Source organism: Niallia sp. RD1, assembly GCF_024219955.1.
GTDB lineage: Bacteria > Bacillota > Bacilli > Bacillales > Cytobacillaceae > Niallia > Niallia alba.
Genome location: NZ_CP100420.1, coordinates 2,654,434 through 2,677,877, shown reverse-complemented (window position 1 = coordinate 2,677,877; position 23,444 = coordinate 2,654,434). Strand labels below are relative to the sequence as shown.

35 protein-coding genes are annotated in these 23,444 nt (G+C 34.6%); 7 read left to right on the top strand and 28 right to left on the bottom strand.

Annotated features, from left to right (window positions below):
• Positions 1-336: 336 nt before the first annotated feature.
• From NKG37_RS12815 to NKG37_RS12715, 23 genes are all read right to left on the bottom strand, one after another.
• Entirely contained in the window at positions 337-879 is a 543-nt protein-coding gene (locus tag NKG37_RS12815) for a dUTP diphosphatase (protein ID WP_254416316.1), read from the bottom strand.
• Positions 880-890: 11 nt separating this feature from the next.
• Positions 891-1,739: a hypothetical protein gene (locus NKG37_RS12810; protein WP_254416315.1), complete on the bottom strand. Its 849-nt coding sequence runs from the start codon at positions 1,737-1,739 to the stop codon at positions 891-893.
• Between the two features lie 60 nt (positions 1,740-1,799).
• On the bottom strand, positions 1,800-2,489 hold the full coding sequence (locus tag NKG37_RS12805; protein ID WP_254416314.1) for a helix-turn-helix domain-containing protein: 690 nt from the start codon (positions 2,487-2,489) through the stop codon (positions 1,800-1,802).
• Between the two features lies 1 nt (position 2,490).
• The gene (locus NKG37_RS12800; protein WP_254416313.1) at positions 2,491-2,634 is read right to left on the bottom strand and encodes a Fur-regulated basic protein FbpA; all 144 of its coding nucleotides are present in this window, start codon (positions 2,632-2,634) and stop codon (positions 2,491-2,493) included.
• 180 nt (positions 2,635-2,814) lie between these two features.
• Complete coding sequence (locus NKG37_RS12795) at positions 2,815-3,267, bottom strand: RusA family crossover junction endodeoxyribonuclease (protein WP_254416312.1); 453 nt, start codon at positions 3,265-3,267, stop codon at positions 2,815-2,817.
• Positions 3,264-3,749: an HNH endonuclease signature motif containing protein gene (locus NKG37_RS12790; protein ID WP_254416311.1), complete on the bottom strand. Its 486-nt coding sequence runs from the start codon at positions 3,747-3,749 to the stop codon at positions 3,264-3,266. Before NKG37_RS12790 ends, NKG37_RS12795 begins: the two co-directional genes overlap by 4 nt.
• A complete protein-coding gene (locus tag NKG37_RS12785; protein WP_254416310.1) occupies positions 3,737-3,946 on the bottom strand; it encodes a hypothetical protein in 210 nt (69 codons plus the stop codon). The genes NKG37_RS12790 and NKG37_RS12785 overlap by 13 nt, the downstream gene beginning before the upstream one ends.
• A complete protein-coding gene (locus tag NKG37_RS12780) occupies positions 3,943-4,212 on the bottom strand; it encodes a hypothetical protein (RefSeq protein WP_254416309.1) in 270 nt (89 codons plus the stop codon). The genes NKG37_RS12785 and NKG37_RS12780 overlap by 4 nt, the downstream gene beginning before the upstream one ends.
• Positions 4,202-4,378, bottom strand: a complete 177-nt coding sequence (locus tag NKG37_RS12775; RefSeq protein WP_254416308.1) for a hypothetical protein — start codon at positions 4,376-4,378, stop codon at positions 4,202-4,204. The genes NKG37_RS12780 and NKG37_RS12775 overlap by 11 nt, the downstream gene beginning before the upstream one ends.
• On the bottom strand, positions 4,371-5,228 hold the full coding sequence (locus NKG37_RS12770; protein WP_254416307.1) for an ATP-binding protein: 858 nt from the start codon (positions 5,226-5,228) through the stop codon (positions 4,371-4,373). The genes NKG37_RS12775 and NKG37_RS12770 overlap by 8 nt, the downstream gene beginning before the upstream one ends.
• Entirely contained in the window at positions 5,125-6,060 is a 936-nt protein-coding gene (locus tag NKG37_RS12765) for a DnaD domain protein (protein WP_254416306.1), read from the bottom strand. Before NKG37_RS12765 ends, NKG37_RS12770 begins: the two co-directional genes overlap by 104 nt.
• Positions 6,061-6,247: 187 nt before the next feature.
• Positions 6,248-7,120: a RecT family recombinase gene (locus NKG37_RS12760; RefSeq protein ID WP_254416305.1), complete on the bottom strand. Its 873-nt coding sequence runs from the start codon at positions 7,118-7,120 to the stop codon at positions 6,248-6,250.
• On the bottom strand, positions 7,113-8,681 hold the full coding sequence (locus NKG37_RS12755; RefSeq protein ID WP_254416304.1) for an ATP-binding protein: 1,569 nt from the start codon (positions 8,679-8,681) through the stop codon (positions 7,113-7,115). Before NKG37_RS12755 ends, NKG37_RS12760 begins: the two co-directional genes overlap by 8 nt.
• Before the next feature lie 53 nt (positions 8,682-8,734).
• Positions 8,735-8,887: a DUF6906 family protein gene (locus NKG37_RS12750; protein WP_164463660.1), complete on the bottom strand. Its 153-nt coding sequence runs from the start codon at positions 8,885-8,887 to the stop codon at positions 8,735-8,737.
• Positions 8,888-8,898: 11 nt separating this feature from the next.
• Positions 8,899-9,108 carry a YqaI family protein gene (locus NKG37_RS12745; RefSeq protein WP_254416303.1) on the bottom strand — a complete coding sequence of 70 codons (210 nt, stop codon included), beginning with the start codon at positions 9,106-9,108 and terminating at the stop codon, positions 8,899-8,901.
• A complete protein-coding gene (locus tag NKG37_RS12740; protein WP_254416302.1) occupies positions 9,101-9,406 on the bottom strand; it encodes a hypothetical protein in 306 nt (101 codons plus the stop codon). Before NKG37_RS12740 ends, NKG37_RS12745 begins: the two co-directional genes overlap by 8 nt.
• A complete protein-coding gene (locus NKG37_RS26100; protein ID WP_302183228.1) occupies positions 9,399-9,524 on the bottom strand; it encodes a hypothetical protein in 126 nt (41 codons plus the stop codon). Before NKG37_RS26100 ends, NKG37_RS12740 begins: the two co-directional genes overlap by 8 nt.
• 101 nt (positions 9,525-9,625) lie before the next feature.
• Positions 9,626-9,847 carry a hypothetical protein gene (locus NKG37_RS12735; RefSeq protein ID WP_254416301.1) on the bottom strand — a complete coding sequence of 74 codons (222 nt, stop codon included), beginning with the start codon at positions 9,845-9,847 and terminating at the stop codon, positions 9,626-9,628.
• 31 nt (positions 9,848-9,878) lie between these two features.
• On the bottom strand, positions 9,879-10,049 hold the full coding sequence (locus NKG37_RS12730; RefSeq protein ID WP_224427864.1) for a hypothetical protein: 171 nt from the start codon (positions 10,047-10,049) through the stop codon (positions 9,879-9,881).
• A complete protein-coding gene (locus NKG37_RS26095) occupies positions 10,049-10,177 on the bottom strand; it encodes a hypothetical protein (protein WP_263479797.1) in 129 nt (42 codons plus the stop codon). The genes NKG37_RS12730 and NKG37_RS26095 overlap by 1 nt, the downstream gene beginning before the upstream one ends.
• Positions 10,178-10,192: 15 nt before the next feature.
• Positions 10,193-10,870 (bottom strand): ORF6C domain-containing protein, encoded by a 678-nt coding sequence (locus NKG37_RS12725; protein WP_254416300.1) that lies wholly within the window; start codon positions 10,868-10,870, stop codon positions 10,193-10,195.
• Between the two features lie 117 nt (positions 10,871-10,987).
• Positions 10,988-11,143: a hypothetical protein gene (locus NKG37_RS12720; RefSeq protein ID WP_224427867.1), complete on the bottom strand. Its 156-nt coding sequence runs from the start codon at positions 11,141-11,143 to the stop codon at positions 10,988-10,990.
• Positions 11,144-11,195: 52 nt separating this feature from the next.
• Complete coding sequence (locus NKG37_RS12715; RefSeq protein WP_224427868.1) at positions 11,196-11,453, bottom strand: helix-turn-helix transcriptional regulator; 258 nt, start codon at positions 11,451-11,453, stop codon at positions 11,196-11,198.
• Between the two features lie 176 nt (positions 11,454-11,629).
• On the opposite strand from NKG37_RS12715, the gene NKG37_RS12710 reads away from it, so the two are divergent.
• Complete coding sequence (locus NKG37_RS12710; protein WP_224427869.1) at positions 11,630-12,283, top strand: LexA family protein; 654 nt, start codon at positions 11,630-11,632, stop codon at positions 12,281-12,283.
• 13 nt (positions 12,284-12,296) lie between these two features.
• On the top strand, positions 12,297-13,721 hold the full coding sequence (locus NKG37_RS12705; protein WP_224427870.1) for a recombinase family protein: 1,425 nt from the start codon (positions 12,297-12,299) through the stop codon (positions 13,719-13,721).
• Here NKG37_RS12705 and NKG37_RS12700 read toward each other — a convergent pair.
• Positions 13,710-13,868, bottom strand: coding sequence for a hypothetical protein (locus tag NKG37_RS12700; protein ID WP_224427877.1), 159 nt, complete (start codon positions 13,866-13,868; stop codon positions 13,710-13,712). The two genes, NKG37_RS12705 and NKG37_RS12700, sit on opposite strands and share 12 nt — an antisense overlap.
• 291 nt (positions 13,869-14,159) lie before the next feature.
• Positions 14,160-14,819 (bottom strand): phosphatase PAP2 family protein, encoded by a 660-nt coding sequence (locus NKG37_RS12695; protein WP_016201955.1) that lies wholly within the window; start codon positions 14,817-14,819, stop codon positions 14,160-14,162.
• A gap of 170 nt (positions 14,820-14,989) precedes the next feature.
• On the opposite strand from NKG37_RS12695, the gene NKG37_RS12690 reads away from it, so the two are divergent.
• Positions 14,990-16,198, top strand: a complete 1,209-nt coding sequence (locus tag NKG37_RS12690; protein WP_169188081.1) for a M20 family metallopeptidase — start codon at positions 14,990-14,992, stop codon at positions 16,196-16,198.
• A gap of 49 nt (positions 16,199-16,247) precedes the next feature.
• Here the strand turns inward: NKG37_RS12690 and NKG37_RS12685 are convergent, their stop codons facing one another.
• The 3 genes from NKG37_RS12685 to NKG37_RS12675 all read right to left on the bottom strand — a co-directional run bounded on the left by NKG37_RS12685 (position 16,248) and on the right by NKG37_RS12675 (position 19,057).
• Positions 16,248-16,973 (bottom strand): EcsC family protein, encoded by a 726-nt coding sequence (locus NKG37_RS12685; RefSeq protein ID WP_254416299.1) that lies wholly within the window; start codon positions 16,971-16,973, stop codon positions 16,248-16,250.
• Positions 16,974-17,103: 130 nt separating this feature from the next.
• On the bottom strand, positions 17,104-18,324 hold the full coding sequence (locus tag NKG37_RS12680; protein WP_169188079.1) for an ABC transporter permease: 1,221 nt from the start codon (positions 18,322-18,324) through the stop codon (positions 17,104-17,106).
• Positions 18,317-19,057 carry an ABC transporter ATP-binding protein gene (locus NKG37_RS12675; protein WP_169188078.1) on the bottom strand — a complete coding sequence of 247 codons (741 nt, stop codon included), beginning with the start codon at positions 19,055-19,057 and terminating at the stop codon, positions 18,317-18,319. Before NKG37_RS12675 ends, NKG37_RS12680 begins: the two co-directional genes overlap by 8 nt.
• A gap of 698 nt (positions 19,058-19,755) precedes the next feature.
• Between NKG37_RS12675 and NKG37_RS12670 the strand changes: the two genes are divergently transcribed.
• From NKG37_RS12670 to NKG37_RS12655, 4 genes are all read left to right on the top strand, one after another.
• Positions 19,756-20,178 (top strand): HIT family protein, encoded by a 423-nt coding sequence (locus NKG37_RS12670; protein WP_169188077.1) that lies wholly within the window; start codon positions 19,756-19,758, stop codon positions 20,176-20,178.
• Positions 20,179-20,493: 315 nt separating this feature from the next.
• On the top strand, positions 20,494-21,576 hold the full coding sequence (gene serC, locus NKG37_RS12665) for a 3-phosphoserine/phosphohydroxythreonine transaminase (protein ID WP_254416298.1): 1,083 nt from the start codon (positions 20,494-20,496) through the stop codon (positions 21,574-21,576).
• A gap of 91 nt (positions 21,577-21,667) precedes the next feature.
• The gene (locus tag NKG37_RS12660; protein WP_101730359.1) at positions 21,668-22,018 is read left to right on the top strand and encodes a YtxH domain-containing protein; all 351 of its coding nucleotides are present in this window, start codon (positions 21,668-21,670) and stop codon (positions 22,016-22,018) included.
• 639 nt (positions 22,019-22,657) lie between these two features.
• Entirely contained in the window at positions 22,658-23,227 is a 570-nt protein-coding gene (locus tag NKG37_RS12655; RefSeq protein ID WP_016201947.1) for an HTH-type transcriptional regulator Hpr, read from the top strand.
• The last annotated feature ends 217 nt before the right edge of the window (positions 23,228-23,444 follow it).

Genomic DNA, 23,444 nt, shown 5'->3' with positions numbered 1-23,444 from the left:
TTCTATAGAGCAAAACCCCTCCGATACAGGAATCAATCCACAGCCACACCATGCACAAGGCATATATTCTTCTGTTGTTTCTTCCACGATTAACACCTCACATTCTATGTTTCTTTTCTTGATGTCTGAATCCCAAATACACAATCAAAAATATAGATACTTGACCGACCCAAAAACCGTAAAGAAAACTCATACTATACCTTCTTAGGTTTCTTTTTAATTATTACTGGTGGTTCACCAGCACCCTTACAATGCTGACAAACCTTATTACCAATCATCCCATGTCCATTGCACATCAAGCATACTGTCATATCTAACAGGCTTGTTATGCTCATTTTAGTACCCTGTGTTTTGTCGTTCGTGATTTATTTTGTTTTTCTCAAAATAAGCTGCTTCAATCTCTTCCCAAGTGAAGCCGAGCATAATTCCTAATCCCCAAAAATCAGCCCATAAAGCCTCAAAAGCTTCTTGTTTTTCTACCTCTCCCCAATCACCTTGGATTGCAACTCTCAAATAACAAACGCCATTAAATACATCATTAAATTGACATTCTATCGTTTCAGATTCCATAATTGACTGCAACATATTTGTATAATTCAATTCCAACCCTAATTCTAAAAGAAAATGCAATCCGTCCACATATTCTTCAAGGAGTGGATTTGTTACAACATCAGCACATTGACCATGCGGATCTCGATGAATTAACTCTGTTCTTGGCTTTTGGTCTTTACTCCAAAATTTGAAGCCGCGAAACTCATTTGCACATTCACCAATTTCAACCAGCAATGCTAATATTAATTTTTCAAAACGATCTTCACCCTCATAGCCGATTCTGTCACGCAGCACTTTTTGTGTTTGAAATAATTTTTGTAGGTTCATTTTGATTCCTCCTAATCTATAAATACAGTTTCTGATGTTACCTGTTCATTGCTTGTTATTTTTACCACTGACTTATCAGACGGCTTTAATTTAAAGGTATCTACCTCATAATCATTGATTATTGAAACACTACTCACATAGCCACTTTTATAAGTGAGAAACTCACCATCCCAGTACCAATGATTAGTTAAGTTCGGGTAATCTCTGCTGTAATAGCTAATTTCAGAAGGATTAATTGTTTTTAATAAAGCCTTTCTTCCAACGTAATCTATCTTTTTGCCAAACTTAGGATAAGCTTCAATGAAGTTCTCATACACTTCCGGCAATACTTCTTGCAAGTGAGCTAAAAACAAAGGTACTTTTTCTTTTTGATAACTAGTTATTTCTCCGCCCATCATTGCTTGTGGACGATAAGAGCAGATGCGATATATCAAATCGCTATTGAATTTCTCTAATTCTATATACGAATTGCTATTACTAAACAAAGCAAATTCTCCAACTACGTATTTTTCATTTTCGTTTTTGGTTATTCTGATAAACGGATATGGGAAAACGACAACATCATCGATAACTCCTAATTTTTGTGGTGGATAACTTAACTTGCTATACTGTTCATGTTCGCGCCATTTTCTTTTGAATTCGCTATATTTCTTTGCTCTACTTGTATATCCTCTTACTGTATTTACACTTCCGAATTTACATCCTCCACTACCGAAACTTCTTACTTTTAAGCACGTTCCATTTTTATAAAAAGAGCAACTTTTGTGTTTATCACAAGAGATAATACTTGCTTCTAACGGAGTTTCTTTTCCTCCAAATATGCTTTTACCTCCGTATAAACCAACATTGATTACTTCCAATTCTGTCCCTCCTAATTTTTGATTCTCTCCCTCCCGAAGGAAGGAGAGTGAAGCTATTACTTATGCAGCTCCATCTTCATCTTCATTTTCCTCGGATTGTTCACTTCCTTCTGTTTCTTGTTCTTTTTCCTCGGTTTCTGTTACTGACTCTTCATTTTTCGGTTCATTTTCTTCCGTTTTTGTTTCACCTTGGCTTTCTTTCCATTCCCACCAAGCTTCAGCAAGTGGAGCTACTTCTTTTCGATAATCGTCTATTAAGTCTGCAACTGTACCAGAACTGATTTCTAATTCACTGGCTAATTTACTGAAAGATTCACCTTCTGTTTTTCGTTTAACAATATCAGCGAAGTTTTCAGGATAATTTTCTAATTGCGGAGCAAGACCAGCTGCAATAAATGCATCGATATGTTCACGATCGATTTCCTTTTTCTCTTCTTTGGTCTCGATTTTCTCTTCTGGTAAATCTAAGTCGGCTTCTAATTGCTCGAATGTTGGCTTTACCTCCTCAACCACACCATTGTTATTTACTTTGTACTCAGTCAAAGGACGATTAGTCTGAGCGTTTAAAGTAACGTTATAGTTAACAACCATTGATTCAATTTGAATTTCTGCTTTTTCATCAATCATTTCAGCTAACTTGTCTAAATGTCCCTTTAAAGCAGAATCGCTCACTTCCAATACGATTTCTTTCACGCCTTTTGGCTTAAGGTTAATCTTCTTTACTAAAGCTTTGAAATCTACATATGACATGTTAATTCGCTCCTTTTAATTGGTTATATATATTTTTAAGCTCCTGGTATGTAAGCTCGTAAAGTTGTCTATTATCAGGAGTTTTGAAATATCCTAGATTAATAAGTTTTGCTTTTAATTCGTCTTTTTCTTGCTCTAAGTTCATTCCTATTGCCCTTCCACTTTTCTTAATTTGGCTATCCAACAACTGCTATGAGTGTTTTGGACAAAGATTTTTCTGTTGTAACTATCTCGGTCGAATACTTTTCCATCCTTCTTAATTTCAGTAAGGGGATAAGTAATCTCATATCCTCGACTTACAAGATCATTAATTGCTTGTACAGCTTCATATTTCCGCTGTCGTCTGATGATAACCGGGTTCATGAGTCTTCACTTCCGATACAGTTACTTCGATTCTAGGAGTCTGTGAATACCATTTGCTAACGTGTAAATCCACTACTTGGCTATCATCATTCCAAATGATTTGCTTTAGAGCGTCCTTGATACCTTTCACATAGTTATCAACATCTGGCTTTGTGACTGGACGTAATTCTCCACTTTCAGCAGCTTCTGCCTTCTTTTTGCTGAAACTCTTTAAAGTAGGTTTGAATACCTTAACTTCCAGCAACAATGGACCTTCTAAAAGAGCAGGTGGTCTATGTTCAGCAGCAACTAACTTTACATATTGCTTAAAATCCTTTGATTTCTTAGGATCATAGGCTCTTGTGAAGCCTCCGTGATTACTAAAACGTGGTCTTCCTTGCGCTACTGGAGTTCCATAAACTATAAAGTGAATCATATTACATGCCTCCAATTCCTTTTCTTTTTAACATTTAAAATCAATCGCTTTGATACACCATATTCGTCAGCAATAGTTTGTAATGATCTGTTATCCTCTCTAATTCGTCTTACTTTGTCTTCATCCAATTTAACTCCACCGCCATTTTTAACTCCTTTGGCTTGTCTATCTTTTTTCACCATGTCTATAGAATTTTCTTTAGGCGTCCCTACACTTAAATGTGAAGGGTTAATACATTGCGGATTATCACATCTATGGAGAATGACCATTCCATTTGGAATATCACCTTTATGAATGGTGTACATATATCTACACATTCTCCAAAACTTACCTTGACGAGTGATAACGGGATAACCAGATCTATCTGTTGTATGACTAACGCAATTCCAACAACCTGTATCGTTGATAACATATTTTATTGGCCTAGCTTTCGTAGAAACATTCGGCTCCCCATAAACTGTGAATGATATCAATATCCCCATTCCTTTCTGCTCCATGGTATTTGACTTGCGATATTAAGGTAATTATCTCTTAATCCATAAGGAATTCTCTTACTTCGATCTTGGTTATAATACTTGTCCGTCTCTTCTTCGATTGATTTATGATGATGGACACACAATGGAACGAGCGCCCAAGTACTGCTTGCGTCTTGATTGCAATTTGGATAACAGCACTTCATTTTTTCTTCCTCCTATTCACTTGTTTTAATTTTTTGCTTTTTGCTAGATGAATGACTGCTAACATGATTTCATCTGGATCACGATTCATCATTTTGGCGATTCGTTCTATATCTCGGTAATCCCTAAATTGTTTAGAAATCTCTTTTAAGTCACTTTCATAAAACTCAAAGTTACAATCTTCGAGTACGGTTATTCTCCTGTCACTTCTTGCCCTTCCGTCCGGCTTATAGTTATGCGGTGATGTTCGATTCTTCTTAGCTGCCAACTGCGCTCATTTCCTTCTTAAATGCTTTGATTCGCTCTTTGAGTGCATCTAAATCAGTATGAAACTCTTTTTCTGTTATAGGCGGGCATTTAGGACAAGGTTTATAACGTATGCCATACACTTCAAACTCATGAATAACTCTCTTTCCGTTGCATAGATTACACATTGTCTAAGCCTACCAATCTATGATTTAACTTCTTACGATCACCTTTGATAACAACCGTATAATCCTTGCTCATTTCGAAAATTCTTGTTCCTAGAGCTTCGTCAATATCGCAAAGTTCATCGACTGTTTTCTCTGAAGAAATCATAATTGGCTTATGATTGATGTATCTGTAATTAATAACCGCAAACATTTGTTCAATCTGAAAGTTTGTAGGAAAGTCGCGACCTTTGAACAAATCATCTATAAACAACACATCAACACGTTTCATTTTCGTTAGCTTCTCTTCCAAACGATCAAAGTTGTCTTTAAGATCGTTAAAACCTTCAACGAATGGGAAGTACAATACGCTAACTTGCTTTTTCATAATGAGATTGTTAGCTAATGCGATAAGAAGATGTGTTTTCCCCGAACCTGGTTGTCCAAGAAGGGATATACTGTTTACACGATTTGTCTTAATACCTTCGTAGTTCTTAAAGTAAGCAACAGCACAACGGTAGGCATCATGGATAACACTGTCTTTACCTTCAAGAACGAAGCTAGAAAAATTGATTTTCCGAAACTCTTCTGTTATCTCACTGAATTTAAGAAGGTGGTTAGAACGTTTCTTTTTCGCACATGTACAATCTTTCATAGTTAGATAGAATTTAAGTTCACCATTGGGCCATTTTCTTTGGATCCCTTCGCTATCTAAATCAGGAATATCCTCTAGATAAAATCCCTTATCCTCACATTTTGAACAATTGTATTTAATCTCGTTTTCCGATCCATCCGACTTGGTTCCCTGTGATCGATTCGCTACTCTTTTTTGGAGCTCTTCCATTACCTGAGCGATACTTCTTGCTTCTGGCACTTGTACCACCACCATTTCTTTTTTCTTCGAATTTACGGTTATATTCCTGAACGTCTTCCAAGGTATATAGCTGCAAGTCGTGATATTTCTTAATAATTGATTTCACATAGCTAGGAGGATTATTCGGAAGATACTTCCTTGCTTCTTTAATCACTTCACAAATAATGGCTTCTGGTTCTTGGAAAAATGATTCCTCGCTATCTATCCAAAAATTAAATTCTTGAATTAAAATTTGCGAAGGGAATCCGAATGATTTTTCATATTCTAAAACTGGATTATTTTCCATAACATCAACATCACTTTCTTTTATATCTTGTTGTTGTTTTATATCAATATCTTTTATATCTTTTATATCTTTATTAGATAGACCATTTTTTATCTGTCTCTCGACCATATTTGGTCTATCTCTCGGCTCAGATAGACCATTTTTTATCTGTCTCTCACTTTGAGATAGACCATTTTTGGTCTCTCTGTCCTTGAGAGATGTACCATTTTTGGTCTGTCTCTTATTGATAAATTTTTTAGATTTTCTAACTCTAAAAATCTCTCCATAAGGTGCTCTTGTTGATTCGATATAGTTATACTTTTTTAGTTTGGCAATGTTCTTTTTTACCGTGTGTTCACTGCTTCCTAGTTCTTCTGCTATTTCAGTTAGCTTTATAGGTTTACCACCAAGGACAATGCCCCAAGTTTCTCCATCATCCTGTTTTTCTTTTGTGGTCCTAGCTATCATCCATAAAAATTCCCATAACGCTGAACCAATATGTTCTTTATGTTCTGGTGAAAGCAATCCTATATGCACAGGGAAGAATCGAGTATCTTTCTCAGGCATTGTCTCACCTACTTCCTATAACAAATTGCCATTCCGTTTGATACTTTCTTAACTTGATATCTTGGATAGCAACGATTGATGTATTGTAAAATCAACCGCTGCAACTCCTTCTTATCACTTGCCTTATCCCAAATCCATTCCGGCAGCACAACATGAGTTGGCACTTTATCAGGAATGATATTCATGATTAATCAATTGGTTCAAAGTCAAATTCTAATGTCTTATTTAACTCAGGTTTTTCATTAATCTTTAAATCAATTAATCTTGACAATCCTACGACTTGTTGTAATGTTAAATCGGCAGGTTTTCTATTGTATTGTTCTTTGATTAATTCAGTTAAAAAGCTTTTGGGGATATTAGCAGCTTTAAGTTTATTATTAATTTCATCCCAAACTTTGTTTAATTCTTCTTCTTCGTTGAAATCATCTGGCTCACCAGGAGTAATATCGATTCTTTCTCTTAGTTGATAAGACTCTGTAGAATCTTGACCTAAATTCTCTTCGTCTACCTCTATTCCGAATTGAAGTTTCAAGGCTCTTTTTAGTGCGTGCTTTTTAAACATGTCGTTATAATAAGTTTTCCATTGACTTCCTGCTTTGTTTTTAAGGTGTTCTACTTCATCCGTTTCAATAAGAACAACTTTATCGGGATAATCCTTTCTTTTGGCAATTGCGTATGCAGCTGCCACTTTTCCTCTAGGAATTTTAATTGAATGTTTTATTATTTTTAATTCTTGAGTTTCTGGATCAATTTCTACTTCGAATTCGTCATTTTCATGAACCAATTGATTAGTAACTCCATTAAAATCTTCTCTCTGTTGGGCTAAATATAAAATTCCTTCAACTGATACTTGAATGCTCATTTGGTTGCCATATTTGATAAAGTAGATATGACTTTTAAAAGGATCCAAGCCATTGTGCTTACATATTTGAATGAATAATGCTAGTTCCTCGTTATTAGCTCCTTTAGCAATGCTGTTAATAACTACATCTAATTCTTTAGGTGAGAAATATTCCTCAAATTGATTTGTGTTAATTGGGCCTAATTGATTTTTACTCATTTACCTTTTCCTCCTTCAATGATTCAGTTTTAATTTGAAAATCTATATCAACAACTCTGGCAACAATTAATTGTCCAGTTGGTTTTACGAATTTCAGTATGGATTCAGCATTATCAACGAATGTAGGTGTTATCACATCAGATTGATTTGACAATACATCGATCAGTTCAAGACCAGCCTTTATCTTTTCAGCAGTTGATAATTTGCTGTATGGTTTATCATCCATCTCAATCTCAAAAGTTGCTTTTTCTTCTCCGTTTTTAAGCGTTTCGTAAAGTCTCACAGAAATAGTCGTAAATAAATCATCCACTTTTTTAACCATCAATTCTGATCGTTTAGCTTTAAAGGATTTAATAGCATCTATGATAGCTAGGGATTCGTTTCTTTCTTTTCGAATATTTTCTGCACTATCTTGTGCTTCTTCAATCTCTTGTTCTAATCCATCCAATCGGTTTGCAAGATTTAATTTTGTTTGTAAATCTGTTATTTCATCATCTAAGTTGAGTATTTCAGAGCGATCTATTGGTTCGTTTTCTGGTAAACTTACGATTTTTTCTTTTAGTTTGTTATATTGCTTTACTAATTCTTGACCCCCAGACACTTCATTGTTGTATCTTGACTTTCTGTGTTCTTTAACTTTTTGAATAGAATCATCATCTAGTGGCTGTCCACATGTTGAACAAGTTTCTTGAATTTCTTCTTTTTGAATGCTAGACACAATTTGTTTTTGGCGGTTTATTTGCTTTTCTAAATTATCCATTTGCATTTTTATTTGATTGCGTTCTTCATTTGTTTTATAACGTTTTTGATTTTGTTCATCTAAATCCGCACGTTTTTTACGCAGTAGTTCAACTTTCTTTCTAATTGCTTCTGAATCAATGTTTTCATTGGAGTTTTTCTCAAGTTGTTCTTTTAAAGTAATTACTCTCTCAGATGCTCTTTCATAAGACTTATCGCTTTTCTTATAACGATCCCGATGTACACTTTCTAAATCAGCTAAAGAATATTTTTTTAGTTTGCCCTCTAATGTCTCAACTTCAAGGTTGCTCATTGCGGCAAAAACTTCTTTATTCAATGGTTCTTTGATGCGACCCAATAATAAATTCCTTTGATCCTGCCAATGTTGAGTAAAGAAATAGACTGGTGTAAAAAGAGATAAAAACAAATTCTTTTCTAATAAGTTTTCTTCAATAAAGACACTGAACTCGGTAGCTTTCTTAGGAATCTCATTTATGTAAAACTTCGCAGTTTTCTTTAGAGATTTACCTAATAAATATTCTGTTCCATCTTTACTAATCAAAAGTTCAACCTTTGTTTCAACATCTTTTCCAATTGGTTTAGGATCGATCTTCACTCCTAATACATCAGTACCGTACAGCAAATAAGCTACTGCATCCCCAATGGATGATTTACCTACACCATTACGTCCAAAGATGTTGGTAATATCACTGAAATTCACTTGCAGTTTTGTATGATTTTTAAAGTTTTCAATATTTATATACTTAAAAGAGATGTTCAAAATAATTCCTCCCTTGATTTTTAAAACAATATGTCCTATCATGTACTTAACTATTTGTTTGAAAGTCGCTTGACTCGTGCGCCAACACGGGTCTTTTATTTTGGGATTTTTCTTGTTGTTCCTGTAAATCTATGAACCAATGAAACTTGATCACCAGCATTCTTATAAATCAGCCAGTTGTCGGGATTTAACCCATAACTTTTAATGTGTATCTTTTGCTTTTTAGTTGGATTCTTACCTTGTTTCATAGCTTGTCCTCCTATTCTGCTGTTTTAAATTCAAACCCTAATTCTTCAATCAAGTAATCTTCTAAACTGTCAGCTAAAATGACATTGCCATCATGTTCAATAATCTCGTCACCTACTAAAATTTCATTTCCGAAGAAATCAATCCCAGCGTGTTCCGGCTGTGCAATCATATTCGGATAACCAGTGGCACGTATTTGACTGATTATTGGATGTTCAATCATGTAACTCTTCCTCTTCTTCCAACCATGATATCTTCAACGTAACACTAAGTAACAAGTCAATAACACTCACTTGAAAACCTCTATCTTTGTAATAGTTCACTAGTGATTTAGTTAATTTAAAATCATTCCATAAAGGATCACCGGGAACAGGTGTGATGTAACTGAAATGACCATCATTAGCTTTACTTGTGATAATTTCATTTGTTCTATTAATAAATTGTTCTAAGTTTGCTACAGCTACTTTATGTTGATTAGCTGTAGATTTCTTTCGCATTTGTGCTGCGTTCATTTCACTCAACCCCTTCCATCATTTCGCCTACTGTAATAATTGCTCTTGGACTTGTGGAGAACTCTACATTTTGAATCCTTGTATGTAGATCACCATCAAATACCGCGTTGATAACTTCTTGGCTCACTATGCTCACCTCCTAAAAATATTCTTTAAACCGTTAGACAATTTCTGCATGAAGTGTAAAAAGAGTACCGACTTTTGTCGGTGTAGTTTCGAACTATTCGGCTAATCAACATATCGGATAGCTACTTCGGATCGGTAAAATTCTTCATTTAAACCGTTAATCATTTTCAATAAATCAATTGACTCTTGAATTGTTAATCTACGTGAAAGATTGATATAAAAACCCTCATCATCTTTTCCTACTCCACCAACACTTTCTTTATCCTTAAAAAGCATAGCGTCAAATTTATTACCTTGTTGTACAACAATTCTAATTTTAAACAAACACAAACCCCCCTTACTGCGTAATAGTTATCTACTCCTCCCCCTCCACAACTTCATAACCTAAAATCATTAGACTCAATTCCATACCAAACTTTATGTTTTCATCTTGCTGTTCAGCTAATTGCGAAATGAATCTTTGCTGTTGCTCAGGTGTTAATTCTGTTAATGCTTTTCCAGTTGAACTTACTGCTTTTAATTTCATTACTTCACACCCATTTCATAATATTTACGACTCTTTTCCCTAGCCCACTCTGCCTTTTTAAGATGACCTTTCAATGTCATTTCAAATGCGAAGTTTAGTAGCATTTCTGATTTTTGATAGTTGCTCACGATCATCATCTCCTTTTAAATTAATGGTCTCCAAGTACTAACCCATGACACCGCTTCTTCATAATCCAACTTGCGTAAATCACGATAGGTCGGTACTCCAAACGCATCTCTAAAGTTTCTGTGGATGCATGGGAACAGTTTTTTTAGGTCTAATCCATTCGGATTGGCTGTTTCGAATACTTTGTACACTCGCTTTTTAATCTGCTTCTGTAAGGCATTCTGTTCGAATGAATCGATTCTTACGTTGTCTTCCAGCTTGGATAGTCTGCCATCATACTCGACTAGCTTTTCCTCGTGTTCTAACGTCAGTTTTAAGGCTTCCACACGTTGTTCACGATCTGTAAGTACTTTGGGTTTTCTTAGTTCTTTAAGTATCTGACGGACCCATTGGCGAAACTCTTTTGCTTTTTCTGTTTTGGATAGCATGGTTACTTCATAAATTCCGTCTTCTGTGAAAATTCGAGTCATTTGTGTTCCGCCGCTAGGGGTTGTCAATTTGGTAACCCCTGAAAACTCCTGATTACTTAGGTATTCATTTCTATCAAGTAATTTTCCGATAGCTGCTTTAGGTTGCGAATATCCTAGAGCAACTCCTAATTGTTCAGTCGTCATGAACACTTCATTATTTTCATTTGTCCAAAAGTCACATTGTGCTGCATTAAATAGTTCAGTTTTTGCTATAGTTAAGTTCATTTCGTTTCTCCTCTCAAAATTAATCTGCTTTTTTTATTACTGATATGTGCCAACTTCTTTCTAAGTATGTTTGCTTGGCTCGGTTCACAGCGCTTTGGCTTTGGATTGTATTTGTATCTAAGGTCTTTCTTTGTCACATTGAATTGTGATATCACCAATAGTAAGATTGATGAACTTGATTTCTTTACCGTGTTTCCTTGAAAGAATTTGTTCAATAATCGGCTTAAGTTTCCATACTTTTTCTTCTGTAATAATGTCTTTTGGTATCCCCATTCAAATCACCTCTTTAAAAGGTATGCAGGTGGGTAGCAGGGACAACTCTACTTTAAGGAGTAGATTCTCCACCTTCATATCTACTAAAAGTAGAGTCGGTGTTAAAAAAAATAAAATCGTAACTAAATTCTAGAATCTCACTTATCTTTTTAGCTTCACCGACAGTAACATCATCTGGATGCTTTTCCATCTTTCTGTATGTCTGAACATGGATTCCAAGCTCCTTAGCAACCTGTTCTTGAGTTAAACCTTTGAGAAGCCTCGCTTGTTTAAGAGTGAATTTCAACGTTATCACCTCACTTATTTTCATCCACAACCACATAATACTCTACTTAAAGTGGAGTGTCAACAAGAAAAAACAAAAAAAAATCTACCTTTCTGAAAATTATTCTAACTAAAAGTAGATTTTTTTCGACATTATATTGAATAAGTTCTACTTTTAGTATAGAATGATATATATATAAAATAGGTCGGAGGTCATAAAAAGTGAGTATAGGAAAAAATATAAAAAGATTAAGAGAACAACATGGTCTGTCACAAGAACAATTAGCTTCAATAGCTGGTGTATCAGATAAAGCAGTTTCTACTTGGGAGAATGAATTGAAGACTCCAAGAATGGGAACTATCCAAAAAATTGCTGATCATTTCGGAATTTTAAAAAGTGACATTATTGAAGATAAAGAAGATAACGTAACTTCTATAGGTTCATCTTTATCTCATGGTTCTGATTCTGTGAAAATGCCTTTATTAGGATCTATAGCTGCTGGTGTTCCAATTGAAATGATTGAAGTGCAAGAACTTGTTAACGTCCCGAGAGAAGTTTATGAAACCTATCCAGATGCATTCTTACTAGAAGTTATTGGAGACAGTATGAATAAAGTTGTACCCGAAGGAGCATGGGCTTTAATTGATCCAACAATTGAAGTGAATAACGGGGACATTGCTGCTGTAGCTGTTAATGGTTATGATGCTACATTAAAAAGAGTTTTTAAACATCAAGACGGCGTTACCTTAGAACCTTTAAGTTACAATCCAGAACATAAAACACAATTCTATGGTGATAAAGATATGGATCATTGTCCTGTTTCGATTAAAGGAAAATTAGTTTGGTACATGGCTCCACTAGATATTAAATTTTAGGAGGAATTCTTGAATGAAATGTGTTGCTTATATAAGAGTATCCACTGATGAACAAGCGAAGCATGGATACTCTATCGCTGCTCAAGAAGAAAAATTAAAAGCCTTTTGTATTTCTCAAGGTTGGGAACTTGTTGGTGATCCATACATTGATGACGGTTATTCTGCGAAAGACTTGAATCGTCCTAAATTTCAAATGATGATGGATCAGATAAAACAAGGGGGTATTGACGTACTTCTTGTATATCGTTTGGATAGACTAACTCGTTCGGTATTAGACTTATATGAAATTTTAAAAGTATTAGATGCTCATGATTGTAAATTTAAATCTGCAACAGAAATATATGACACTACAAATGCTATGGGAAGATTGTTTATCACTTTAGTTGCTGCAATTGCTCAATGGGAAAGAGAAAATACAGCTGAACGAGTGCAATTAGGTATGGAGAAGAAAACGAAACTTGGTATTTGGAAAGGTGGCACTCCTCCCTATGGTTATAAGATAATTGATAAAAAGCTGATAATAGATAAGGATGAGGAACCAATAATTAAATATATTTTCCAACTTTCAAAGTCACTTGGATTCTTCACAATAGCAAAAAAACTAACTGAGCAAGGTTTCTCTACAAGAAAAGGTGGAGATTGGCATGTTGATACAGTAAGAGATATTGCTAATAATCCTGTTTACGCTGGATACTTAACCTTCAATAAGAATAAAAAAGACTCCAAAAAACCTCCTCGCGAACAAACCCTTTATGAAGGAATACATGACCGAATAATTTCAAGAAATGATTTTTGGGAATTGCAAGATATATTAGATAAAAGGAGAACATTTGGTGGGAAGAGAGAAACTAGCGATTATTATTTTTCGTCCATATTAAAATGCGCAAGATGTGGATCATCAATGTCAGGACACAGGGGTGGAAGTAGTGTAAAAACATATAGATGTTCTGGTAAAAAAGCTGGTAAAAATTGTACTAGTCATATCATTATGGAAGACAACCTAGTCTTAACAATATTAAATTCGCTTGAGGAAATAACGAAAGGTTTCACAGGAGATACTCAACAAAATAATATTTCGGCAGCTAAAATAGCTAGTTTAGAAAATGAATTAAAACTCACCCAAAAATTATTAAAGAAACAAAAAGTAATGTACCAAAATGACATAATTGGGATTGAGGAATTAATCGAAGAAACGGAAACTTTGAGAGAAAAGGAAAAACAACTCACAGCAGAATTATTGAAATTTAAAAATGCAGCAAGAACAAATACAGAAGAAATTAAATTTATTCTAGAAAATATCCAATCGCTATGGGAAGATGCCAATGATTATGAACGTAAGCAATTAATTGGAACAATTTTTTCTCAAATTGTTGTAGATACAGAAGATGAATATAAGCGTGGTATACCAAGGAAAATCTTGATTGTTTCAGCGAAGTAATAATGTGTCTTTCGTGGGTGTTGGAACTTTAGTTCCTTGGGCACTAATACCCGCCGCTGCAATCTGTAACGTCGATCCATTCGAATTAGCAAGAAGAAATCTTCTTCCCGTCTGTATTGGATTAGTGGTAACTACTATTTTTGCCATGTTCCTTATCTAACTAGTTACTAACACTTAGAAACCAACAAAAAGGCTGGGTCATAAGTATTCCAGCCAAGGATAGATCCGAGCAATTATACGACGATACTAATGAAAGTTCCGTATAATTGTTTGGTTTTTTGTTTGGTTTTTTAAAGGATGTTTCCATGAAGTTTGGTGCGATTCCGGCTGCTGTGTTTTCCCAACTAATTATATTTCCTCTTGTAAAAAACGTGCAAAAACAGCCACTATTTACTAGCTAAATTAGAGATTGTTCGTTTTTACAAAGTATCTATTTAGTTATGTCCCAACCTTTTTCTCCTGTTTATTAAGTCGATCTTTAAAAGTTTCATACAAGCTAACCCATAAAAACAACCAGATACCTCCTAATAAATAACCACCAATAACATCTGTTGGGTAATGAGCACCTAAAACAATTCTACTTATTCCGATTAAAATAATTAACAAAAATGAAGCAGCTGCTAAAATTAGCTTTCCTACATTTCTTTTTATCTCATTCGCAAGAATATGAGCAATAAATAAATAAAGAAGTAAACCTACCATCGCATGCCCACTAGGAAAGCTAAAACTGTCTGTCTCCATGGCATCAGCAGTTACTGGTCTGGGTCTTGCCACCAAATCTTTGACCCATTTATTCAGTTCATTTCCAAGTCCCACACATAAGACAAATGCTGCAATCCCCGTATAATCTTTCTTTTTCCACCAAAGAAATGGGATAAATAACAAAGCAATAATCCCAATTCCCATTTTATCTCCTAAGTAAGATATTCCTTTCCAAAAAGGATTGAAACTAGCTGGAAAAAGTGTATCTATAAACTCAGTTAGCCCTGTTTCAAACGATAAATTCTCCTGTCCATTGACAGCGACAATTAGAATTATAAAGAACAGGAATGATAGAACTAGTAATCCCCAAGCCATTTTTGAATTTCTAATATCCATAATTTCCTCCTAAATGATATTCCATATTATCCTTATTTTAGCAACATCAACCTTATTAGGATAGGAAAAATTCACATGAACGGTATTTACTTTGCTCTCTTTTCTCCTATCTTCTTACTTTTTCCATGCTATAATGAAAATATTCTAAATAGTAAAACGAGGTGAAAGAGATGCTACAAACTATGTGGGAACGATTAGAAACTTATTACGACGAGATGATCGAAATACGGAGATACCTTCATCAATATCCAGAATTATCATTTAAAGAGCATAAAACCGCTCAATATATCATCTCTTTCTATGAAAAATTAGGAATTCATGTTACTGGAAATGTTGGTGGGAATGGAGTTGTCGCAAAAATAGATGGAGGAAAGCCTGGAAAAACAGTAGCAATACGTGCTGATTTTGATGCCCTTCCGATACAAGATGAAAAAGAAGTACCCTATAAATCAAAGATTCCAGGTGTGATGCACGCCTGTGGTCATGATGGACATACAGCAACATTATTAATACTTGCTAAAGTAATAAATGAATATAAAGAAGAGCTATCAGGAAATTTTGTATTTATCCACCAGCATGCAGAGGAATCAAACCCTGGCGGAGCAAAAGCAATGATTGCAGCAGGCTGCCTCGAAAACGTGGATGTAATTTTTGGAACGCATTTATGGGCGACACTCCCGACAGGTACTGTCGCCTACAAAGCTGGTCCAATGATGGCTGCTGCAGATGAATTCAAAGTTAAAATTCAAGGCCAAGGCGGACACGGAGCACAGCCCCATAAAACAAAAGATTCTCTTGTGACCGCTTCTCAGCTAGTCATAAATCTCCAACAAATTGTCAGCAGAAAAGTTAATCCTATTCATCATGCTGTTGTAACAGTAGGTTATCTTGAATCCGGTAATGCTTTTAATGTAATTGCCGATACAGCAACACTTGGCGGAACAGTTCGCACATTTGATTTAGGATCGCAAGCATTAATAAAAGAAGAACTAGAAAGAGTAATCAAGGGAACCTGCTATACTGCAAACAGTACGTATGAATTTATTTATGATGATGGCTATCCTGCTGTTGTAAATCATCCAGAAGAGACTTCCTTTTTAGCTCGCTGTGCACAAACTATTCCAGGATTGCTTGTACAAGAAAGCGAACCAGAATTAACCGGGGAGGATTTTTCCTATTATCTTCAGCATGTTAAAGGAACTTTTTTCTTCACAGGTGCAATGCCTGATACGAACGAGCCAACTTATCCTCATCATCATCCAAGATTCGATATTAACGAAAAGGCCATGCTTATTGCTGCAAAAACTTTGTGCTCTGCCGCTGTCCAATACGACCTTTCCTATTCGAAAGAAAAAACTAATACAACAATAAATTCGTAAATTTCCGAATGGAAAACGGAATGGATTCATCTTAATGAACCCATTCCGTTTATTTTGTTTGATTCTGTTCTTGAAAATAGCGCCAGCGATAAACGTTTCTAACTGCTTCTCCTAATTGATCCATTAAATTACAATTGGCGTATGCACCTACAGCTGCCCCGATACCTGGTACTAATTGAAGCATTTTTACAAAATCAATAAAATCGCGATATTCTTGCTGTAACTCCTGCCAATTAAGAGAAGCAATTTTATGCCTTTCTTCTTCCCAATTTTCGATTACCTCTAATGTTTCTCTTCTTTTTTCTTCACTCGAAAAAGCTAGCTGAAAAATATACAGTAAGTAGATTCTTTCCTCTAATTGATCCGTATCGTATCCGTACGTAGTTGCTGCCTCCATTAAAAACTTCATTTTAATGGAAAGTAACAGCGGAAAATCCGCCAAACCAAGCAATAGCCCGCCAGCACCTGTTCCCGCTCCTTCCACAACAGCAACTTTTTTGTATTGACTAATTTTTTTCGTTAGCTCTTCATCTTTTCCTTGTAAAGAATGGAAGAAAGGCGGATTCTTTTTCTTTATAATATTACTGCCAGCTAAGGTAGCTTGAATCATCTGCTTGATTGCTTCCGTGATTGTTTGGTGAACTTTGTCTGGTATATAAGAATTTATTTTGGTTTGCGCTTTCTTAGACACTCTATTTAAAATGGACGAACGCTTTTGAATTTTACGTTTCCACTCCTCTACTTCTTCTAAAGCTCTTTGTTCATATTCATTCATTTCCCTTCCTCCTTATGCTTATTCTTACGTACAATAGAAAGAATGGTTCCCTTTTTTCTTTGTTTCTAATCACAAAAAAGGAGCCTCAGTACCTTCTATAAACACACAAAGGTTAAAGCTCCTGACACAATTATCCGTTTTTCACTTTTTTATTTATGTAAAACAGCACAAAGAAGATAATAAAAACAACATTTACAATGAAAGAAATCAATGCATACATCCAGTCCCCTTTTGAGGCAATAATAAGAGATAAAATAATCCCTTGGGAGCCTAAAATAGATGCCATAATTTGCTTAAATGATTTTTCTCTATAAGAAGATTCCACCGGATAAATAGTAATCCACAGTTTATTATCATATGCATTCCAAAGGGGCAGTAACTGCAATCCTGTTAAAAAAACAAACAATACACTTATGAATACTTGTCCAGGTCCAAAAGACAAGAAAAAGATGAAAATTCCACTTATTGCTGTAAGCCGAATCGTTAATCCGAAATAATCACCTGCACGAACGTAGGTCCTCCAGTATAAATGGGTGAATACTTTTTCTTTCGCATAAGGAACACGGTTAAACAATACATCAAGAAAACGTCTTCGTTTAATACGGTTTCTTAGCTTTGGTACTTCTGTAAACATATTAGCGAAACGATAAAAAGATGCTAGTCTTTTTTCATCCTGCTCAATTAAATATTCCCATTTTACTCCTTTGTTGCTAGTTGCCTTCTGAAAATATATAAGCAAGAATGCCATGATAAGGAGCAAAGCAAGTATAAAAAGCGGAGAAGAATCGGCAAATAATAAATACAGGATAGCTAAGTTAATCAAGAAGCGCACAACCGTGTCTATATAATGATAGCGAACATTTACATAGTATTGAATATGCCAACGAATCAGCAAATTAGCTCCTTTACTAATTAGTAACACAATAAGCAAATACCAAAATTGACTAAAATCTCCGCCATGTACTTGCGCATATAATGGCATTAAAGCAGCAAGAATTATAACCAGTACATACCCTTGAATGACAAAGCTAACCATCATCGATTGCAGAAAATACTTTTTCATTTTTGTTTCCACTGCAATTAAAAAGATTCGATCAGCATCCTTCAAAAAGGTGTAGGTTGGGCTATTCGTCACAAAAAGAGTAAGGATAAAGCTCATGATAAGAGCAACAGGAAAATCATTAGGAATCGTTTTTAACCATGCTTGATAATAGTAGGCAGCAGTTCCTAGTAAAAAAACTAAAACAATGACAAGATGTCCATTAAAAATATACTTTAAATATTGGCCATATTCTTTAGCTGTTTGTCCAGCTCGCGCTCTCCACAGTTGCTTTTCATTAAATTCAAACATGTTCTTCTTCCTTTGTTAGAAGGATATATAAATCATCTAATGTTGCACCTGGCATATTAAATGCTGCCCTTAACTCATCCATCGTTCCCTGGCACTTTATTTTCCCTTCATGAATGATAATAATCCGGTCACAATATCTTTCCGCTGTAGCAAGAATATGAGTGGACATTAAAATACCTGCACCTTTTTCCTTCATTTTCTTTAGTTGGTCTAATAATGATTGAATTCCAAGAGGATCTAAACCAACAAATGGCTCATCAACTATATAAAGCGATGGCTCTACTAGAAAAGCACACATTATCATAACCTTTTGCTTCATTCCTTTGGAAAAATGAGCAGGAAACCATTTTAATCTTTTCTCCATACGGAACTCTTTTAATAGTACGTCCATTCGTTTTTGATATTCTGATTCAGACAAACCATATGCCATTGCCGTTATCTTCAAATGTTCTTCCAATGTTAATTCATCATATAATATAGGTGTTTCTGGTACAAAGGTAAATTCTTTTCGATACGCCTCTTTATCTCCCTCAAACGTCTTTCCATTAATAAGGATTTCTCCTTTATGTGGCTCCATTAACCCGATTATATGCCGGATTGTTGTACTTTTCCCAGCTCCATTTAAACCAATCAAACCAACCATCTCATTCTTATTGATGGAAAAAGAAATATCTTTTAGAACAGGATTCTTCGTATAGCCTCCAGTAACATTTTTTATTTCTAATAATGCCATCTATTGTACCTCCAATATGTATTATCTATAGTTTAACAACATTCTTCTTTAATTAAAAATGATTGCACAGAAAAATTTTTTATTCTTTTGTATATTAATTTCAGTTCGGGGACATTCTAATTATTGAAGGGGAGCACCAAAGGAATATTGCAGTATAACTCCAATATTAAATGAGGTGTTTGCAAAAGATTCTATAAAGATCTTTTAAAATAAACTTCCATTCGTTTTTAAAAGGGGATGTTTGCCTTGCATAAGCGAGATATAAACATGAGATCAGTAACACCAAGTTGCTTTCTATCAAAAGCAGCCCTATAAATCATTTCCACTTTGAAATGAGGTGTTTGTCGCAGACAGTCATCCATTCTTTATAAGTTTTTGAACATATAAAGACATTTTAAGGGGATGGTTCGTTTGAACAATGATCGATTTTTCTCATAATAACAATTCATTTTTAAATGAGGTGTTTATCAAAGAGAAGAACCCTAAAACATGAAGAAGTTCTCTCCTTCAATAAGAGGGTGTCCTAACAAGGTTTTCTTAACATGTATTGCCAGAAATGTACGGAGTTTGCTTAAACTTCTTACTTGGACAATTCATGTAAGAACAGCCTTTACTAGGCACCCTCTTTCCTTTTGGTGTTCACTAAAATAGCTCCTGTGTTAAAATATTGGTAATACATAATGAAGGAAGGTATTTTTATGAGTGATTGTATTTTTTGCAAAATAATGGCTGGAGAAATTCCGTCTAAAAAGGTTTTTGAAAATGAACATGTTATGGCGTTCTTAGATATTAGCCAAGTTACAAAAGGACATACATTGGTTGTACCTAAACAACATGTGAAAGATATTTATGAATTAACACCTGAAATTGCAAGCAATCTATTTGAAGTCGTGCCAAGCATTGCATCTGCAATTAAAGAAACATATGAACCAGTTGGTTTAAATCTCCTTAATAATAATGGCGAAAAAGCAGGACAATCTGTTTTCCATTATCATATGCATCTTATCCCACGTTATGGAAAAGGTGATGGTTTTGGCGCAGTATGGAAAACAAACTTTGATGGATATTCAAATGAAGAATTGACAGAGATTGCGAAGAAAATTGAAGAAAAAGTGAGATAAGTACCTACCAAACATACCTAGACAAAAGAATTTTCTAAAAAAATTCACTTTTTCCAAAAAGCTATTTGATAATAGTTTCAATTCTATTCCACTAATTCCTTCCCCCTTACCTATCAACAATCAAAATTTTTTAGCTTGGGGGAAATACTTTTTTAATAGTACAAAATTACTAAACACCCTTTTGAAAAATTCTAATTTTTTCAAAAAAGGTGTTTTTTTAATCTGTACAAATCAGCTGAATTTGTTAGTATAAGGGTATTCTTTTTGTCTTTACCGCATTACAATTTGAACAAGTTAATTTAGGAGGAAAGCACGTTGAAAAGAGCATATAACTTTAACGCAGGTCCTGCAGCTTTACCAGAATGGGTTCTACAAGAAGCAAAGGAGCATTGGTTGAACTTTAATGATACAGGCATGTCCTTAATGGAATTAAGTCATCGTAGCGCTGACTATGAGGCTGTACATAATGAAGCAAAAGAGCTCCTTACATCTTTACTTTCTATACCAGATAATTATGAAATTCTTTTTTTACAAGGAGGCGCAAGTCTTCAATTTACGATGATCCCAATGAATTTGCTTCCTAAAAATCAAACTGCCTATTACGCACTCACTGGCATATGGTCAGAAAAAGCATTAAAGGAAGCTTCTAAACTTGGTAATACAGCTATTTCCATTTCAAGCAAAAATGAAAATTATTCATATATTCCTAATTCAGAACAGATTGAAGTACCAAAAGATGCTGCTTATCTTCATATTACAAGTAATAATACGATTTATGGCACCCAATGGAGCAGCTATCCTACCAATGTATCTGTTCCTTTAATTGCTGATATGTCCAGCGATATTTTAAGTACTCCAATAGATGTCTCGAAGTTCGGCTTGATTTATGCAGGTGCTCAAAAAAATCTTGGACCATCTGGAGTGACTGTCGTCATTATTCGAAAAGATTTGATAAAAGAAGATGCTGCTTTACCGACCATGTTAAGTTTTCATACACACGCTAAAAGTAATTCTTTATTCAATACACCACCAACTTTAGCAATTTATCTTTTATCTCTTGTCTTAAAATGGGTAAAAAAACAAGGTGGTGTGGAAGGAATTGCTACCATCAATAATGAAAAAGCAAAACACTTATATGATGTAATCGATCAAAGTAATGGTTTTTATCGTGGTCATGCAGAAGAAACAAGCCGTTCTAAAATGAACGTTACCTTTACTTTACAGTCAGAAAACCTCACAAAGGCTTTCTTACAAGAGGCAAAGGAAGCAGGATTTGTTGGTCTTAATGGACATCGATCTGTCGGTGGTTGCCGTGCTTCCATTTATAATGCTGTTCCTCTTGAACATGTAATGGAGCTTACTAAATTCATGAAGGAATTCCAACGCAAAAATCAATAACTTATGACAAAGTATAAGAGGAGAACCTAAAAAATAGTAATGATCGCTTGAATACGTTATAATGATGGAAAAAAGAGCGAGGTGTAAGTAAATGAGCGCAAAATCATTCTTATCAGGATTTTTAATCGGAGGAATTGCAGCGGGAATCACTACCTTACTAACTACTCCTTACTCAGGAAAAGAAGTAAGAAAAGCCTGCAACGAAAATGGAAAAGCTTTTCTTCAACATATCCAAGAACTAAAATTGGATTTAAATGAAATAAAAGATTCTGTAAAAACAGCCACAGTAGAGGGTAAAACCGTATTTAGCACTTTTATTGAAGATCTTAAGCTATCATTAGAAACGTGGAAAGAAGAAGTAAAGCCACATCAAGAATTGCTTCAGAAGGAACTTGATGAATTACAATCTACGATCAATGAGTTAGAAAATGATTTAAAATAAAGTGAAACTTCCATCAGTGGGGGGCCTTCATCCCCCACTGATGGTTAGTTGAACCATTCGGACCTTTACGGACAGTTGATCTCCCTCCTATCTTCCTCGTATTCTCATAAGCTTGAGATGGGAGTCTACTGTCCGTTAAGAGTGGGATAAGAATGATGCTTTAACATCGAATAGCAGATAAAAAATGGAGGATTTCTAACATGAATATCCTCCGTTTTTTTATTCCTCCTCACCCTCTCTCTCCATGTTATATTTCATTACACGATTATGTTAAATTTCTATTCGCATATAATTTTTCATTTCTCTTTTATGCCATTTCTGATTAACTCTACCTAGCTGCTCTTTTTGTGAAAATTAATTTTTTATTCACTTCTTTTTTTATGATTTTTCTAGATTTTACTATTACGTCTTTTTTGGAACACACAAAATGCTTATTCTTCTTTTTTCCTCTCTTCCGATTCTTTAAAATGTATAGACATTTTAAGGGATTTCCATTCGGGTTGATACATATTTATACATTAAAGCGCTTACTTTAAACAAAATTTCTTATTTCTAAAAATTTTGTTAATTTTTATCTTTATTAATTTTTGTTTTATTGGCATAATGTTTATAGATAACAGAAAAGTAGGTGATTTGTAGATGAATGAAAGTCAGATCTCAATGAAGGACGCTTTACTCTTCACTCAAAGAATTGGACAACTTAGCAAAGCATTATGGAAGGCAATCGAAAAGGATTGGCAAAATTGGATTAAGCCGTATGATTTGAACATTAATGAGCACCACATACTTTGGATTGCTTACCAGTTAAATGGTGCCTCTATTTCAGATGTAGCAAATTTTGGGGTAATGCATGTCTCAACAGCATTTAATTTTTCGAAGAAATTAGAAGAAAGAGGACTACTACAATTCTCGAAAAAAGAAAATGACAAAAGAAATACGTACGTTTGTCTTACAGATAAAGGCAAAGAAGTATTTGTTCAAATTATGGAAGATTATAATCCAAGTAACAGCTCAGCATTATCTGCCTCCTTACCAATCAAAAATTTATATGGCAAGTTTCCAGAGCTTTTAGAAATGATGACAATCGTTAAGCATATTTACGGAGATAACTTCATAGAAATTTTTGAAAAATCCTTTACTAATCTTGACGATATTTTGGAAGAGGACGAAGGGCATCTAAAGAAAAAAGATCCTGTATTTACTAAATAGAGAAATAAAAAATTGGGGAAAAGGACTCCAGGTTTGGGACATTCTAGACCGGTGGTAAAAAAAGATAAGAGGGCAGCTTGCTTTCTTGTCTTTTTTTCGGAAAATTTAAACAACTGTTACAAATGCAAAAAATACATAGAGAGAATGATCCTTCATTTCTTTCCAATCTAAAATAAAAAATGTCTTAAATTTGTATAAAGAGACTATTGATTTTTTA

What these genes read in the sequence shown, in the direction of transcription:
- NKG37_RS12715 (WP_224427868.1), bottom strand. Translation starts at nt 11,453, where the DNA reads ATGAAAATAAGTGAGGTGATAACGTTGAAATTCACTCTTAAACAAGCG.
- NKG37_RS12745 (WP_254416303.1), bottom strand. Translation starts at nt 9,108, where the DNA reads ATGATTGAACATCCAATAATCAGTCAAATACGTGCCACTGGTTATCCG.
- NKG37_RS12685 (WP_254416299.1), bottom strand. Translation starts at nt 16,973, where the DNA reads ATGAATGAATATGAACAAAGAGCTTTAGAAGAAGTAGAGGAGTGGAAA.
- NKG37_RS12700 (WP_224427877.1), bottom strand. Translation starts at nt 13,868, where the DNA reads ATGGCAAAAATAGTAGTTACCACTAATCCAATACAGACGGGAAGAAGA.
- NKG37_RS12775 (WP_254416308.1), bottom strand. Translation starts at nt 4,378, where the DNA reads ATGTGTAATCTATGCAACGGAAAGAGAGTTATTCATGAGTTTGAAGTG.
- NKG37_RS12795 (WP_254416312.1), bottom strand. Translation starts at nt 3,267, where the DNA reads ATGATTCACTTTATAGTTTATGGAACTCCAGTAGCGCAAGGAAGACCA.
- NKG37_RS12720 (WP_224427867.1), bottom strand. Translation starts at nt 11,143, where the DNA reads ATGGGGATACCAAAAGACATTATTACAGAAGAAAAAGTATGGAAACTT.
- NKG37_RS12760 (WP_254416305.1), bottom strand. Translation starts at nt 7,120, where the DNA reads ATGAGTAAAAATCAATTAGGCCCAATTAACACAAATCAATTTGAGGAA.
- NKG37_RS12705 (WP_224427870.1), top strand. Translation starts at nt 12,297, where the DNA reads ATGAAATGTGTTGCTTATATAAGAGTATCCACTGATGAACAAGCGAAG.
- NKG37_RS12675 (WP_169188078.1), bottom strand. Translation starts at nt 19,057, where the DNA reads ATGGCATTATTAGAAATAAAAAATGTTACTGGAGGCTATACGAAGAAT.
- NKG37_RS12680 (WP_169188079.1), bottom strand. Translation starts at nt 18,324, where the DNA reads ATGTTTGAATTTAATGAAAAGCAACTGTGGAGAGCGCGAGCTGGACAA.
- NKG37_RS12655 (WP_016201947.1), top strand. Translation starts at nt 22,658, where the DNA reads ATGAATGAAAGTCAGATCTCAATGAAGGACGCTTTACTCTTCACTCAA.
- NKG37_RS12790 (WP_254416311.1), bottom strand. Translation starts at nt 3,749, where the DNA reads ATGGGGATATTGATATCATTCACAGTTTATGGGGAGCCGAATGTTTCT.
- NKG37_RS12800 (WP_254416313.1), bottom strand. Translation starts at nt 2,634, where the DNA reads ATGAACTTAGAGCAAGAAAAAGACGAATTAAAAGCAAAACTTATTAAT.
- NKG37_RS12815 (WP_254416316.1), bottom strand. Translation starts at nt 879, where the DNA reads ATGAACCTACAAAAATTATTTCAAACACAAAAAGTGCTGCGTGACAGA.
- NKG37_RS12755 (WP_254416304.1), bottom strand. Translation starts at nt 8,681, where the DNA reads ATGATAGGACATATTGTTTTAAAAATCAAGGGAGGAATTATTTTGAAC.
- NKG37_RS12730 (WP_224427864.1), bottom strand. Translation starts at nt 10,049, where the DNA reads ATGAAATTAAAAGCAGTAAGTTCAACTGGAAAAGCATTAACAGAATTA.
- NKG37_RS12750 (WP_164463660.1), bottom strand. Translation starts at nt 8,887, where the DNA reads ATGAAACAAGGTAAGAATCCAACTAAAAAGCAAAAGATACACATTAAA.
- NKG37_RS12805 (WP_254416314.1), bottom strand. Translation starts at nt 2,489, where the DNA reads ATGTCATATGTAGATTTCAAAGCTTTAGTAAAGAAGATTAACCTTAAG.
- NKG37_RS12785 (WP_254416310.1), bottom strand. Translation starts at nt 3,946, where the DNA reads ATGAAGTGCTGTTATCCAAATTGCAATCAAGACGCAAGCAGTACTTGG.
- NKG37_RS12660 (WP_101730359.1), top strand. Translation starts at nt 21,668, where the DNA reads ATGAGCGCAAAATCATTCTTATCAGGATTTTTAATCGGAGGAATTGCA.
- NKG37_RS12725 (WP_254416300.1), bottom strand. Translation starts at nt 10,870, where the DNA reads ATGAACTTAACTATAGCAAAAACTGAACTATTTAATGCAGCACAATGT.
- NKG37_RS12695 (WP_016201955.1), bottom strand. Translation starts at nt 14,819, where the DNA reads ATGGATATTAGAAATTCAAAAATGGCTTGGGGATTACTAGTTCTATCA.
- NKG37_RS12690 (WP_169188081.1), top strand. Translation starts at nt 14,990, where the DNA reads ATGCTACAAACTATGTGGGAACGATTAGAAACTTATTACGACGAGATG.
- NKG37_RS12765 (WP_254416306.1), bottom strand. Translation starts at nt 6,060, where the DNA reads ATGCCTGAGAAAGATACTCGATTCTTCCCTGTGCATATAGGATTGCTT.
- NKG37_RS12670 (WP_169188077.1), top strand. Translation starts at nt 19,756, where the DNA reads ATGAGTGATTGTATTTTTTGCAAAATAATGGCTGGAGAAATTCCGTCT.